The following is a 13,756-nucleotide window of genomic DNA, read 5'->3' as shown; positions in this document are numbered from 1 at the left end:
CTCGTTATATATCGCTGAGAAACAATCACTAAGTAACAATATGTTTGCGCCGCAGGGGATGCCTGCGGCAGCAGTGATTTTCACAGTATATAACTGTAATTTAACATTTACAGCGCATTTTTTAAGCTGGTCAGTAATGATGTCGTCGGGTGACCCGTTAACTTGCTGATTTGGTGGGTGTCATCAAACAGACCGCCTTTCGAGGCACCGGTATCGGAGTCGGCCAGAATTGCCGCAAATGGTCCCGGCAGGCCAGCACCTTCCAACAATGCCGCATAATCTGCTTCGCTCATGTTCTGGTACACCACCTGTTTGCCGCTGGTGTCACTAATCAGTTTTGCCAGTTCAGACAGTGTCCAGGCTTCATCACCAGCCAGCTCGTATACTTTCCCGGCCTGGTTTTCCAGGCTCAGAACCTGGGCTGCCGCTTCGGCATAATCTTTACGGCTGGCAGAAGCAATTTTGCCTTCCCCGGCACACCCCGGAAATACACCGTGCGCCAGTGCCGCAGGCACACTTGCCATATAGTTTTCGGTATACCAGCCGTTGCGCAGCAGAACATAAGGCAGGCCCGAATCTGCCAGCATCTGCTCGGTTTCCCGGTGTTCTTGTGCCAGTTGCAATGGTGATTTGTCTGCATGTAACAAGCTGGTGTACGCCAGCAGTGCCACTCCGGCCTGTACGGCCGCATCAATCACATTGCGATGTTGTGCGGCACGCTGGCCCACTTCACTGGAGGAAATCAGCAGTACTTTTTCGACCCCTGCTAATGCAATGCTCAGCGCGTCTTTATCACTGTATTCAGCAACCCGCACCTGAATCCCTTTTTCCGCAAGGCTTTGCGCTTTGCCTGGGTTACGCACAATAGCAACCAGTGATTCGGGGGAATGTTTTTTCAGCAGCGCGGTTATCACTTCGTGGCCTAATTGCCCTGTAGCACCGGTAATTGCAATCATGATAAGTCTCCTAGTTTTTCATACGATGTTGGTGTCTGTTGATACAGCATAACAACCGTGCTAACTTTTAGTAAGTACGTACAAAAAGGTAAGTATTAAATGGCGGATGTAAAACTCAAAACAGGCACACTCAGTGAGCAATTACGCGAAGGTAATTTATTTGCGGAAAAATGCCCTTCGCGAGAAGTGCTCAAGCATGTCACCAGCCGGTGGGGCGTGTTGATTCTGGTTGCCTTACGAGATGGTACGCACCGTTTCAGCGATTTACGGCGCCGGATTGGCGGTGTGAGTGAAAAAATGTTGGCACAGACACTGCAATGGCTGGAGGGCGATGGCTTTATCCATCGCCGCGCATTACCTGTTATTCCTCCCCATGTTGAATACAGCCTGACGCCAATGGGGGAAGAAGTGAGCGATAAAGTGTCTGCACTGGCCGACTGGATAGAACAAAACCTGCCTGATGTGCTCTCTTCCCGGCAGGCGCGCCAGTAGATTCAGGTAACTAAACCCGCGTGGGCGTCCACTGTGGGCTGTGCCAGGCTTAAGCTTTATACGGCTGTTGTTTACGGGCAGTTGCCAATGTGAGCATAGCGTGTGGACACGCAATGCGGTATAAACAACATCATGTAAAAACAAGGTATTACAGCGCTATAACTGTTTAGCGCTTAGCGTATGAGGTGGATAATGTTAGAACAGATATGCCAGTTGGCGCGTGATGCTGGTGTTGCCATTATGGCGGTTTACCAGGGCGATAAACCTGTAGAGGAAACCCATAAAGCTGACAATTCCCCGGTGACTGCGGCAGATATTGCCGCACACAAAGTGATACTGGCCGGTCTTCAGTCACTGACCCCTGATATCCCCGTGTTATCCGAAGAAGCGCCTGCAGCGTGGGATGAGCGCCAGCACTGGCAACGTTACTGGCTGGTGGATCCGCTGGATGGCACCAAAGAGTTCCTCAAGCGCAATGGGGAATTTACCGTGAATATTGCATTAATTGAGCAGGGAAAACCGGTTTTGGGCGTGGTTTTTGCTCCGGTACTTAAAGTCATGTACAGCGCAGCTAATGGGAAAGCCTGGAAAGAAGAGTGCGGCATACGCAAGCAAATTCAGGTGCGTGAAGCACATCCGCCATTAGTGGTCATCAGCCGTTCCCATGCCGATGCTGAGTTAACCGAATACCTGGAACAATTGGGCGAACACCAGACAACGTCTATTGGTTCTTCACTTAAGTTTTGCCTGGTAGCTGAAGGTGCGGCGCAACTTTACCCGCGCTTTGGGCCAACCAATGTGTGGGATACCGGTGCAGGCCATGCAGTTGCCGTTGCTGCCGGGGCTCAAGTGCATGACTGGCAGGGCAAAACCCTGGATTATACACCACGAGAATCCTTCCTGAACCCCGGCTTCAGAGTCTCTATTTACTAACTAATTGGTGCAGCAGGTTAATCACTTGCTGCACTTCTTGTGGCGTCAGCGCGCCATCTTTTACCCACGCCACATTCCCGGTTTTATCCAGCACAATAATGGCGGAGCTTTTCGGTTGTAAGCCCCAGGCTTTGCGAACCACACCATCGCTGTCGACAATAAACTGCGACCAGGGGAACTGCTTCTTACTGTCTTCAATGCTGTTACGCACAAACAGACTGGTACCGATAATCGCATCATCAGTATTAACGATACTGGTCGTTTGGTAACGGTCTTTTGGCAGGCCAGCCTGCTTGATTGCTTCTATCAGCGGGTCATTCATCTCTTTTGCCGATGTCCGCCCGGCAATATGCTGAATCACACGCACCTTGCCGCTCAATTGCGCACTATTCCAGGGCTGATAACTGAACTGATCATTTTTCAGTAACAATTCCCCTTTATCGTTGACCCCCGTTGGTGGTACGCGCTGGTTTAACGTCAGGTTATGAGCCGATGTAACCAGGGGAAGCAGCAGCAGGGCGGACGCCAGCAGGGTGCTCAGTCTCATCATCGTTATCCTTTTGTTTTATTGCAGGTGATCGGACCAGATGGCCCTGAGCTTTAAGCATATCGGTTTTTTGTGATCCGCATTGGCAAAGGCGATGCCAGTTTGTGGGCGCGCGCACAATTTGACATGATTTTGAACACTTATACTGGGCTGTGTCGGGGTTTGCAAAGAATCCTCTGAAAAACTGTCATAGAAAGGTAAAAATAATTATAGACGCTAGGGTTCTTCTTAACCTTAGGCTATATTTTACAGCGTTATTTATTCCGTTCCTTAATACGACTGAGTCAGATTTGGCTGTCGGAGGAAGCGGTATTGCAGGAGAAAGTAAAAAATGAAAATCTTTCAGCGTTACAATCCACTTCAGGTGGCTAAGTACGTAAAAATCCTGTTTCGTGGACGGTTGTACATCAAGGACATAGGTGCATTTGAATTTGATAAAGGTCGCATTCTTCTACCCAGGGTAAAAGATAAGCAACATTTAACTATCATGTCTGAGGTCAACCGCCAGGTAACACGTTTACAGGCTGAAATGGCTTAGTTCCGGTAGCGCAGACAAAAAACGGCCCTTAAGGGCCGTTTCTGTTTTTGGGCGTCAGAAATAAGAACCCCCTACCGGGCAGGGGGCTGTGAGGTTATCAGGCAACACTTTTGTCTGAGGCATCCGGGAGCTTAGGCACCAAAGTAACAGGCTTGCTGTCCAGCCGGGTAACCAGTAACTGGTCAATGCGGAAGTTATCTATATCTACCACTTCAAACTTGTAGCCAGAGTATTTAACTGCATCGGTGCGTTTCGGGATCTTACGCAGCATGAACATCATAAAACCGCCAATGGTTTCATAATTATCTGACTGGGGAAATTCATCAATATCCAGTACACGCATCACGTCATCAATAGGTGTTCCGCCTTCAACCAGCCAGGAGTTTTCATCGCGAGCCACGATTTGCTCTTCCATACCCTGGCCCACCAGGTCACCCATCAGCGTGGTCATCACGTCATTCAGCGTGATAATCCCAACCACCAACGCGTATTCATTCATAATCACCGCGAAGTCTTCACCTGCGCTTTTGAAGCTTTCCAGCGCTTCAGATAACGTCAGCGTATCCGGAACAATCAACACATTGCGAATATGAACACCGCTCGTCAGCACCAGGCTTTGGTTGACCAGCACGCGGTTAAGCAACTCTTTAGAATCGACATAACCAATAATGTGGTCGATATCTTCATTGCACACCAAAAACTTGGAGTGGGGGTGTTCTGCTACTTTGGTTTTCAGGCTGTGCTCATCTTCATGCAAATCGAACCAAATAATGTTTTCGCGTGAAGTCATTGAAGAAGGCACTGTGCGGGATTCCAGCTCGAACACGTTTTCAATTAACTCATGTTCCTGTTTACGTAGCACCCCGGCCAGCGCACCGGCTTCCACCACCGCGTAAATATCGTCTGGTGTAATATCGTCTTTGCGCACCATTGGCAGCTTGAACAGGCGGAAAATTACGTTAGCCATGCCGTTGAAGAACCACACTAACGGGCGGAAAACCAGCAGGCAGAAGCGCATGGGGTTGATTATCCGTAGAGCGACTACTTCCGGCGCTATCATACCTATGCGTTTCGGTGTCAGGTCTGCCAGCAAAATAAACATGCCGGTAACCAGAGAGAAAGAAAGAATAAAGCTAAGTTGCTCAGACCACTCCGGCTCCATAAAACGGTCCAACAGGCTTCTGAAAGCCGGTGAGAATGCCGCATCACCAACAATACCGCCTAAAATAGCCACTGCGTTCAGGCCAATTTGCACCACAGTAAAGAACATGCCGGGGTTTTCCTGCATTTTCAAAACGCGTTGCGCGTTCACGTTGCCTTCATCCGCCAGCAACTTGAGTTTGATTTTGCGGGAAGCCGCCAGTGAAATCTCAGACAACGAGAAAAACGAACTGATGGCGATTAGACAGAGTATGACTAATATACTGTTTAACATATCTTATCCGGCGTAACGCCAGATCCTCGGAAGGGAAAGTTGATTATCCATGTGACAGACACTAAAAACCGGCCCGTAAGCGCTGGGCCGGCAATTTCGTATTCAGTATAACCTAAGGGCAGCATGGCCTGCCAGCAGGCGATGATTTAACCAATTTTAAGATGAGATTACAGCTGAGGTGGCAGGCAAACCCCAATTCCGCCCAGCCCGCAGTAACCTTCCGGGTTTTTATATAAATATTGCTGGTGTTCATCTTCCGCATAGTAAAACGGCAATGCTGTGGCAATTTCTGTTGTGACAGCACGATTATCATCCTGCGCACGCATGGCCGACTGGAAACGCACCAGGCTGGCTTTCGCTGCGGCAGACTGCTGTTCTGTCAGTGGGTAAATGGCAGAGCGGTACTGGGTACCAATATCGTTACCCTGGCGCATCCCTTGGGCCGGATCGTGGTTTTCCCAGAATATCTGCAACAATTGTTCATAGCTGATAACTGCCGGGTCATAAACAACACGTACGGCTTCCGCATGGCCGGTTTGCCCGGTACACACTTCGCGGTAAGTTGGGTTAGGGGTAAAACCACCGGTGTAGCCAGCAGCAGTGCTGTACACACCGGGTTGCTGCCAAAACAGGCGCTCGACGCCCCAGAAACACCCCATGGCGAATAACGCCACTTCCATACCATCCGGAACATGGGTCATCGAATGTTCATTAACAGCATGTAACCGGGCCACGGGCATAGGGGTTTTGCGCCCGGGTAATGCTTGCGACTGTGCCACAGGCGTCGACTTGGTAAACAGATTTACCATGGTTTTCTCTCCACTTTTCAGAAACTGGACTGCCCTTGGGCGGTTGTCATAGGCGCTGTATTTGCACACAATATACACTTCGCATCTCAAAGTGGTCATTTTTGTTACATCACGTCAACATAACGTGCTGTCATGGCAAAAATTATTGGGTGCCAGTGTTATTGGTTGGCGGTCTGTCAGCCAGTTTTCAGCTTGTACAGCTTATCCAGGTGAGACAGCTATCAGGCGAATTACAGCAAATACGGCTAATCTAACTAATAGAATTATCAGGGCCAGAATCTGTTTTTCAACCTCAAATGTTGAGGTTTTGTTATGCCGCGGAGCGGTACGTGTTTTTATCCCAGGGTGGGAATAAGGGAAGATCAGGAGAAAAAGTGCCTCATATCCGAATCATTTGTTGCGTAAGTTTGTTACTTACCAGCAGCCTGGCCAGTGCAGCCAGCGTACGTTTGCAAGTTGAAGGATTGTCAGGAGAATTGCAAAAGAACGTACGCGCGCAACTTTCTACCATTGAAAGTGATGAAGTTACGCCAGACCGCCGTTTTGAGGCTCGGGTGGATGATGCCATTCGTAAAGGCCTGCGAGCACTGGGCTACTATGAACCCACTATCGACTTTGATTTGCAGCCACCACCAAAAACCGGGCGCCAGGTACTCATTGCCAAAGTATCACCCGGTGAACCGGTAAAAATTGGTGGTACAGAAGTGATATTGCGCGGTGGCGCGAGTAAAGACCCGGATTACCTCGCATTACTGAAAAATCGCCCGGCAAAAGGCACCATTCTGAACCATGGAACCTACGAAAATTTTAAAAAATCCCTGACAACGCAGGCCTTGCGTAAAGGTTACTTCGACAGCAATTTTAAAAAGAGCCAGTTAGGGGTGTCCCTGGGCCGGCATGAAGCCTTTTGGGATATCGATTACGACAGTGGGCAGCGTTACCGCTTTGGCGCGGTGACCTTTGAAGGTTCACAAATTCGTAATGAATACCTACAAAATCTGGTGCCCTTCAAAGAAGGGGATTACTACACCAGTAACGACCTGGCCGAACTGAACCGCAGGCTCTCTGCCACTGGTTGGTTTAATTCCGTGGTTGTTGCACCAGAGTTTGATAAAGCCCGTAAAACCAAAGTGTTGCCGCTTCAGGGCGTGGTTACACCGCGTACAGAAAACACAATTGAAACCGGGATTGGCTTCTCAACTGATGTGGGGCCACGTATCAAAGCCTCATGGCGAAAGCCCTGGGTTAACAGCTATGGGCACAGCCTGACCACCAGTACCAGCCTGTCTGAGCCAGAACAAACGCTGGATTTCAGTTACAAAGTCCCGTTGCTGAAAAGCCCGCTTGAACAGTATTACTTGTGGCAGGGTGGCTTTAAACGTACCGACCTGAACGACACCAAGGCGGACTCAACCACACTGGCAGTATCCCGCTTTTGGGAACTGAATACTGGCTGGCAACGGGCACTGAACTTGCGCTGGAGCCTCGACCACTTTACTCAGGCCAGTGTCACCAACACCACCATGCTGATTTACCCCGGTGTGAGTTTCAGCCGTACCCGTTCGCGTGGCGGGCTGATGCCAGTCTGGGGGGATTCACAACGCTATTCTGTAGATATCTCTAACAGGTCCTGGGGTTCAGATGTTGATTTCCTGGTGATGCAGGCACAAAACACCTGGATTCGTACCCTGGCAGAGCGCAACCGCTTTGTAATGCGTGGCACTGTGGGCTGGATTGAAACCGGGAATTTCGACAAAGTGCCCCCTGATTTGCGTTTCTTCGCCGGGGGCGATCGCAGTATTCGTGGTTACTCGTACAAATCCATTTCCCCAAAAGACAGCGACGGTAAATTAACCGGGGCATCAAAAATGGTCACTGGATCGCTCGAATACCAGTACAACGTGACCGGCAGGTGGTGGGGAGCGGTATTTGTTGATTCCGGAGAAGCAGTGAATTCCATTGACGCGAATGATTTCAAAACCGGGGCTGGCTTTGGGGTGCGCTGGCAATCGCCAGTGGGGCCTATTAAGTTAGACCTGGCCATGCCGGTAGGCGATAAAGAAGAACATGGTGTGCAGTTTTATATCGGTTTGGGGCCTGAATTATGAGCCGTTGGAAAAAAATCAGCCTCGCTGTACTCCTGGTGGTGGTCTTTATTTTTGGTGCTGTGGGCTTCCTGGTAGGAACAACTCCGGGGTTGCACGTGCTATTCAGTGCGGCAAACCGTTGGGTGCCAGGGCTGCATATTGGCAATGTCGAAGGCGGCTGGCGTAATCTTACACTCAGCCAGATTCGCTACGAACAACCGGGTGTTGCCGTCAATGCCGGGCGGGTGCATTTATCTGTCAGCCTGCGGTGTTTGTGGCACAGTAAATTTTGCGTGAATGACCTGGCACTGAAAGACATTAATGTGGCAATAGACTCCAGCAAAATGCCACCTTCTGCACCGGTACAGGAAGAAGAAAGCAGTGGGCCGCTCAATTTAAGTACGCCTTATGCCATCGCGTTATCGCGTATCGCGATTGAAAACGTCAATGTCAGTATCGACGACACCGCCGTCTCCCTGATGGCATTTCACAGTGGCGTCAATTGGGAAGGCCGCAACCTGACGATAACCCCTACCACTCTTGATGGCCTGTTAATTGCCCTGCCGAAAACGCCGCAAGGCGCGGCCAAAGTGGTTGCAGAGGCAAAACAAGCGGCGGCAACCAAAGATAAGCAACCTGCTGCTGAGGCACAACAGGCGCAGGAGCCACCACTGGGTGAAACACTGGAAAAACTATTTTCCAAACCGCTATTACCTGAAATGGCCAATGTCACCCTGCCAGTTAATCTCACTATTGCGCAATTTACGGGCACACAGTTACGCCTGACAGGCGACAGCGATGTCACGGTTAACAAACTGCTGCTTAAAGTAACGGGGACAGACGGGCACCTGAAGCTCGATACTCTGGATGTCGATTCCAGTGAAGGCTTGGTGGATGCCAGTGGGCAGGCAACCCTCAGTGCAGACTGGCCGGTTGATCTTACCCTGAACGCTTCGCTGAATATGGCACCACTGAAAGGCGAGAAAATTAAACTCAACCTTAACGGTGGCCTGCGCAGCAAACTGGGGCTGGGCCTGAACCTGTCTGGCCCGGTAAACCTGGCAGTCACTGGCGAAACACAACTGGCACAAGCTGGGTTGCCGGTTAACCTGCAAGTGTCATCGCCACAACTGGCCTGGCCGCTGGAAGGCGCAGCGCAATACCAGGCAACCGCACTCAAACTCTCCCTTACCGGGAGCATGCGTGATTACCAACTGAATTTTGCCTCCAATGTGAAAGGTGACCAGCTTCCCCCGGCCACGATTACACTCAACGGCAAAGGCACCACACAACAGTTTGTGCTGGATAAACTGCGCATTGCGGCTCTGGAAGGGAATACCGATTTAACGGCAGTGGTTGACTGGAGCAAAGCGATAAGCTGGCACAGCGAACTGACACTGGCGGGGATTAACACGGCGAAACAATACCCTGAATGGCCTTCTCGGGTGGACGGTGTGGTAAAAACTCGCGGCAGCCTTTACGGCGGCACATGGCAAATTTCTGTACCGGAAATCGCCCTGAAAGGGAACGTGAAACAAAACCCGCTCAATATTGAAGGGAATTTGCGTGGCAACAGCTACATGCAGTGGTTAATCCCGAAACTGAACATTGCTTTAGGCCGTAATACCGTTGCCGTGCAGGGCGAAGTGGATGCAAAAACACTCAAGCTTGATGCCAACATTGATGCCCCCGCGCTGGATAATGCACTACCCGGTTTAGGTGGCACCGCAAAAGGGGTAGTGAAAGTGCGTGGCGATATGGCTGCGCCGCAATTATTTGCTTCAATTCAGGCCCATCGCCTGCGCTGGCAGGCGCTTTCTGTCAGCTCCGTGAATGTAGATGGCGATGTCAGTTCGGGTGAGCAAATTGCCGGGCACCTGAAAGTGCTGGTGGATAACATCGCCCAACCGGGTTTGGCCATTTCCCGTGTCGCGCTAAATGCAGAAGGTAACGAAAACCAGCACCAGATGAAGCTGGAAATTGCCGGGGAGCCGGTTTCCGGCCATTTAAGCTTGAGTGGGCACTTTGATCGCCAACAAGAGCGCTGGCAGGGCACATTGAGCAATACCCGTTTTGAGACACCCGTTGGCCCCTGGTCATTAACCCAGCCGGTTTCACTGGATTACCGTAATCAAGAACAACGCATTGCGATAGGCGTGCATTGCTGGCGCAACCCCAATGCAGAACTTTGCGTGCCGCAACCAATAGATGCAGGCCCCAGCGGCCGGGCGCGTATCAACCTGAACCGCTTCGACCTGGCGATGCTGAAAGACTTGCTGCCGGAAGGCACCAAAGCCTCGGGTGTATTCAGTGGCAACGCCGATGTCTCCTGGGACAGCAGTAAGCCAGGCTTACCGGAGGCGACCGTTCACCTGTCTGGTAAAGGGGTGAAGGTTAACCAGGCAATGAGTAACGGGAGTTTGCCTGTAGAGTTTGACGCCCTGACGCTGAATGCAGCAGTGCACAACGACCAGGTTCAGGCCGACTGGCTGGTTCGCCTGGTCAACAATGGCCAACTGGATGGCAAACTCCAGGTAAAAGACCCTCAGGGGCGGCGGCAACTGGCCGGTAATGTCAACCTGACCAACTTCGCCCTGGATTTCCTGAACCCAATCTTTACTGCTGGCGAAAAAGCCAATGGCAAGGTTAATGCTCGCCTGACATTGGGCGGTGATGCCCAAAAACCACAGCTATTCGGCCAGGTACGAATGAGCGATTTAGGGTTGCAGGCCAACTTTATGCCATTCGATATGCAGCCAAGTGATGTCACTATGGCCTTTACCGGCCAGCGCTCCACTTTGCAAGGTACGGTGCGGACATCAAAAGGGCAAATCAGCCTGAGCGGTTTTGCCGATTGGGCGCAGTTGGATAACTGGAAAGCGCAAATCGCCGCCAAAGGCAGCCGGGTGCGTATTACTGTGCCGCCAATGGTGCGAATGGATGTCTCGCCAGATATTGTATTTGATGCCACGCCCACGGTATTCACCCTCAATGGTAGCGTGGACGTTCCCTGGGCGCGTATTGTCGTGCATGACTTGCCTGAAAGCGCAGTAGGTGTATCAGACGATGAAGTGATGCTGAATGACAACCTGCAGCCTATTGAGCCTAAAACGGCATCCATTCCGATTAACAGTAACCTGAAAATTCACATTGGCAACAATGTGCGTCTGGATGCTTTTGGCCTGAAAGCGCGCCTGGATGGTGACTTGAAAGTCGTTCAGGACAAACAAGGCCTGGGCCTGAACGGCCAGATTAATATTCCGGAAGGGCGCTTTCATGCCTATGGCCAGGATCTGATAGTGCGCAAAGGCATCTTGCTGTTCTCTGGCCCACCGGATCAGCCCTCCCTCAATATTGAAGCGATTCGTAACCCCGATGCAACAGAAGACGACGTCGTTGCTGGTGTGCGTGTCACCGGAATGGCGGACGAACCAAAAGCGGAGATCTTCTCTGACCCTACTATGTCGCAGCAGGAAGCGTTGTCTTATTTGCTACGTGGGCAGGGTTTGAGTAGTGAACAAGGTGATGGTGCAGCAATGACTTCCATGTTAATTGGAATGGGGGTTGCACAAAGTGGTCAGGTTGTGGGTAAAATCGGAGAGACATTTGGCGTCAAAAACTTGTCGCTGGATACCACAGGAGCGGGGGATTCCTCCCAGGTGGTGGTCAGCGGTTATGTACTGCCGGGTCTGCAAGTGAAATACGGTGTAGGTATCTTTGACTCACTGGCAACGCTCACCTTGCGTTATCGGCTGATGCCTAAGCTGTATCTGGAAGCGGTGTCTGGGGTTGATCAGGCGCTCGATTTGCTCTATCAGTTTGAGTTTTAGCAATGCGAATATTTGTTTACGGCAGTTTACGACGCAAACAAGGTAACAGTCACTGGATGACCAACGCGCAGTGGTTGGGCGATCATACAGTAGAACATTATCAGTTATACAGCGTGGGGCATTATCCTGGCGCGGTTCCGGGGGACGGGAGTGTCTTCGGTGAAGTTTACCGTATTGATGCCTCCACTCTGGCTGAACTCGATGCGTTGCGTACCAAAGGGGGGGAATACAGCCGGCAGTTAATTCAAACGCCGTTTGGTTCCGCCTGGATGTATGTCTACCAGCGCCCTGTAGAGGGGCTTACTTACATTACAACGGGTAACTGGCTGGACAGAGATCAATTCAAGTAACCCGTAAGTTCCGTTATGTAAGTTCACCACAAAAACACCGCCAGAAACCTGGCGGTGTTTTTTTATTGCCAGGTGTTAGCACTGAATGTTCAGCCAGGCCATATCAATCGGGTGGTGGTAACCCACCAACGCGCTTAATTTCAACACGAATATTTAAAGCCCCCTCTTCAACAGGTGGCTTTTTACTTCTTAATCTGCCCGTATCAATAATTAATATATTTTCAATATAACCATGAAAAATAAGGGAATTATTCTTTATTTTTTTGTACTGATCGCCCGTAACGATCAATCTCTTAAAATTGATCGATCACTTACGGCGATCAATTTTTCAATATTGATCGTTATTTACCTTTCTCCCCTTAATTTTTTGCGTGCTTTGGTCGCTTTCTATCATCAGACGCCGGGGCGTCTCCCCGGCTGTGGTTTTTGGCCCGCGGCCCCACAAATTAAGGACAGTTTGATGAAAAACAAAACCGCAACACTGAGTGCACTTTCTGTGTGCATATCTCTGGCGCTGAACGGCCAGGCGATGGCACAAACTTCACCCCTTACAGGCACAGTTCCTGCAGACGCCGTGGAATGCCCGGCAGACCTGAGCCTGCTCACCCGGGAAGACCTGGCCGCCCTGCCGGCACAGTGCCAGTTACCCGAAGAAGACACTCCCGCACAGGCTTCCGGCAGTGAACTGCCCGGCTGGATGACCGACCAGACCACCCTGTTAGCCGGGGGCGGTGCCGCCGCCCTGGCTGCCACCATTGCCATTGTGGCGGGCGGCAGCAGTGGCAACGGTGGCGGTGGCAGCGATGACGGCGACCGTAACGAAGGTGGTGACGGAGGCGATGACGGCAACAACTACGAAGAGTGGGAAATTGGCAACCAGCTGGACGGTGATAACCAGGAAAACACCCTGGAAGGCAACACCAGCGCCGGAGACGGGGAAATCGGCAACCTGGTCACCGGTAACAACACCGACAACACCCTGGAAGGCAACACGGACGTCACCGAAGGCGGTAAAGGCACGGTGGTGGACGGCAACAACACCAGCACCACCAATGAGGGCGACATCAATGCCAGTGGTGAAGGGTCCGTGGGGCTGGAAGTGAACGGCAACGATGCCACTGTCACCAACAACGGCAACAATAATGTGGGCGGTGGCAGCACCGGGGTGAACGTGAACGGCGACAACGCCACCGTGAGCAACGAAGGCAACAGCACGGTAACTGATGGCGGCACCGGCACCCAGATCAGCGGCGATAACGCCAGTGTCACCAACACCGGGGAAACCAGTGTCAGCGGCGAAGGTTCGGCGGGCACGGTGGTCACCGGGGACAACGCCAGCGTAAGCAACGAAGGCAACAGCACGGTAATCGGCGGCGGCACCGGCACTCAGATTAGCGGTGATAACGCCAGTGTCACCAACACCGGCGACTCCGATGTCAGCGGTGAGGGCTCGGTGGGGCTGGAAGTGAACGGCAACGGTGCTACTGTCAGCAACAACGGTAACAACAACGTGACTGGCGGCGGCACCGGCACCCAGATTAGCGGCGACAACGCCAGTGTCACCAACACCGGGGAAACCAGTGTCAGCGGTGAAGGCTCCACCGGGATTGCCATTACCGGGGACAACAGCGATGTACAACTGGGCGGTGACCTGTGGGTGACCGGCGGGGCCACCGGGGTGCAGGTGGATGGCAACAACGCCGCCCTGGAAAACCAGGGCAATATCACCGTGCAGGGTGACGGCAGCACCGGGCTGGTGGTGACCGGCTCCGGTGCGCA

The 13,756-nt window shown here is 51.8% G+C and carries 10 protein-coding genes and 1 pseudogene; 7 read left to right on the top strand and 4 right to left on the bottom strand.

Going from position 1 to position 13,756, the window contains the following annotated elements; translation table 11 throughout:
* Positions 1 to 107 precede the first annotated feature (107 nt).
* A complete protein-coding gene (locus tag LC084_RS19505; protein ID WP_226573086.1) occupies positions 108 to 956 on the bottom strand; it encodes an SDR family oxidoreductase in 849 nt (282 codons plus the stop codon).
* A 99-nt stretch (positions 957 to 1,055) separates the two neighbouring features.
* Here LC084_RS19505 and LC084_RS19500 point away from each other — a divergent pair, with 99 nt between their 5' ends.
* A complete protein-coding gene (locus LC084_RS19500) occupies positions 1,056 to 1,448 on the top strand; it encodes a winged helix-turn-helix transcriptional regulator (protein ID WP_226573083.1) in 393 nt (130 codons plus the stop codon).
* Positions 1,449 to 1,640: 192 nt separating this feature from the next.
* The gene (gene cysQ, locus LC084_RS19495; RefSeq protein ID WP_226573080.1) at positions 1,641 to 2,381 is read left to right on the top strand and encodes a 3'(2'),5'-bisphosphate nucleotidase CysQ; all 741 of its coding nucleotides are present in this window, start codon (positions 1,641 to 1,643) and stop codon (positions 2,379 to 2,381) included.
* Here the strand turns inward: cysQ and LC084_RS19490 are convergent.
* Positions 2,371 to 2,928, bottom strand: coding sequence for a YtfJ family protein (locus LC084_RS19490; RefSeq protein WP_226573437.1), 558 nt, complete (start codon positions 2,926 to 2,928; stop codon positions 2,371 to 2,373). The genes cysQ and LC084_RS19490 overlap by 11 nt on opposite strands.
* Positions 2,929 to 3,259: 331 nt before the next feature.
* On the opposite strand from LC084_RS19490, the gene LC084_RS19485 reads away from it, so the two are divergent.
* Complete coding sequence (locus tag LC084_RS19485; RefSeq protein WP_226573078.1) at positions 3,260 to 3,466, top strand: DUF1107 domain-containing protein; 207 nt, start codon at positions 3,260 to 3,262, stop codon at positions 3,464 to 3,466.
* Between the two features lie 97 nt (positions 3,467 to 3,563).
* Here the strand turns inward: LC084_RS19485 and LC084_RS19480 are convergent, their stop codons facing one another.
* Positions 3,564 to 4,901, bottom strand: coding sequence for a hemolysin family protein (locus tag LC084_RS19480; RefSeq protein ID WP_226573075.1), 1,338 nt, complete (start codon positions 4,899 to 4,901; stop codon positions 3,564 to 3,566).
* 167 nt (positions 4,902 to 5,068) lie between these two features.
* On the bottom strand, positions 5,069 to 5,710 hold the full coding sequence (msrA, locus tag LC084_RS19475; RefSeq protein ID WP_226573072.1) for a peptide-methionine (S)-S-oxide reductase MsrA: 642 nt from the start codon (positions 5,708 to 5,710) through the stop codon (positions 5,069 to 5,071).
* Between the two features lie 374 nt (positions 5,711 to 6,084).
* Here msrA and tamA point away from each other — a divergent pair, with 374 nt between their 5' ends.
* From tamA to LC084_RS19455, 4 genes and pseudogenes are all read left to right on the top strand, one after another.
* Complete coding sequence (gene tamA / locus LC084_RS19470; protein WP_226573069.1) at positions 6,085 to 7,818, top strand: autotransporter assembly complex protein TamA; 1,734 nt, start codon at positions 6,085 to 6,087, stop codon at positions 7,816 to 7,818.
* On the top strand, positions 7,815 to 11,627 hold the full coding sequence (tamB, locus tag LC084_RS19465) for an autotransporter assembly complex protein TamB (RefSeq protein ID WP_226573066.1): 3,813 nt from the start codon (positions 7,815 to 7,817) through the stop codon (positions 11,625 to 11,627). The genes tamA and tamB overlap by 4 nt, the downstream gene beginning before the upstream one ends.
* Positions 11,628 to 11,629: 2 nt before the next feature.
* Positions 11,630 to 11,977: a gamma-glutamylcyclotransferase family protein gene (locus tag LC084_RS19460; protein ID WP_226573063.1), complete on the top strand. Its 348-nt coding sequence runs from the start codon at positions 11,630 to 11,632 to the stop codon at positions 11,975 to 11,977.
* Positions 11,978 to 12,437: 460 nt separating this feature from the next.
* Positions 12,438 to 13,756: pseudogene (locus tag LC084_RS19455) on the top strand (hypothetical protein); the annotation flags it as partial.

The sequence above is a fragment of the Mangrovibacter yixingensis genome, from assembly GCF_020523985.1.
Classification (GTDB): domain Bacteria; phylum Pseudomonadota; class Gammaproteobacteria; order Enterobacterales; family Enterobacteriaceae; genus Mangrovibacter; species Mangrovibacter yixingensis.
The sequence above is the reverse complement of the archived record's forward strand: the minus strand, read 5'-3'. Positions and strand labels throughout refer to the sequence as shown.

Excerpts from the sequence above, each read along its gene's own strand:
- LC084_RS19505 (WP_226573086.1), bottom strand. The coding sequence starts at position 956 with ATGATTGCAATTACCGGTGCTACAGGGCAATTAGGCCACGAAGTGATA.
- LC084_RS19500 (WP_226573083.1), top strand. The coding sequence starts at position 1,056 with ATGGCGGATGTAAAACTCAAAACAGGCACACTCAGTGAGCAATTACGC.
- cysQ (WP_226573080.1), top strand. The coding sequence starts at position 1,641 with ATGTTAGAACAGATATGCCAGTTGGCGCGTGATGCTGGTGTTGCCATT.
- LC084_RS19490 (WP_226573437.1), bottom strand. The coding sequence starts at position 2,928 with ATGAGACTGAGCACCCTGCTGGCGTCCGCCCTGCTGCTGCTTCCCCTG.
- LC084_RS19485 (WP_226573078.1), top strand. The coding sequence starts at position 3,260 with ATGAAAATCTTTCAGCGTTACAATCCACTTCAGGTGGCTAAGTACGTA.
- LC084_RS19480 (WP_226573075.1), bottom strand. The coding sequence starts at position 4,901 with ATGTTAAACAGTATATTAGTCATACTCTGTCTAATCGCCATCAGTTCG.
- msrA (WP_226573072.1), bottom strand. The coding sequence starts at position 5,710 with ATGGTAAATCTGTTTACCAAGTCGACGCCTGTGGCACAGTCGCAAGCA.
- tamB (WP_226573066.1), top strand. The coding sequence starts at position 7,815 with ATGAGCCGTTGGAAAAAAATCAGCCTCGCTGTACTCCTGGTGGTGGTC.
- LC084_RS19460 (WP_226573063.1), top strand. The coding sequence starts at position 11,630 with ATGCGAATATTTGTTTACGGCAGTTTACGACGCAAACAAGGTAACAGT.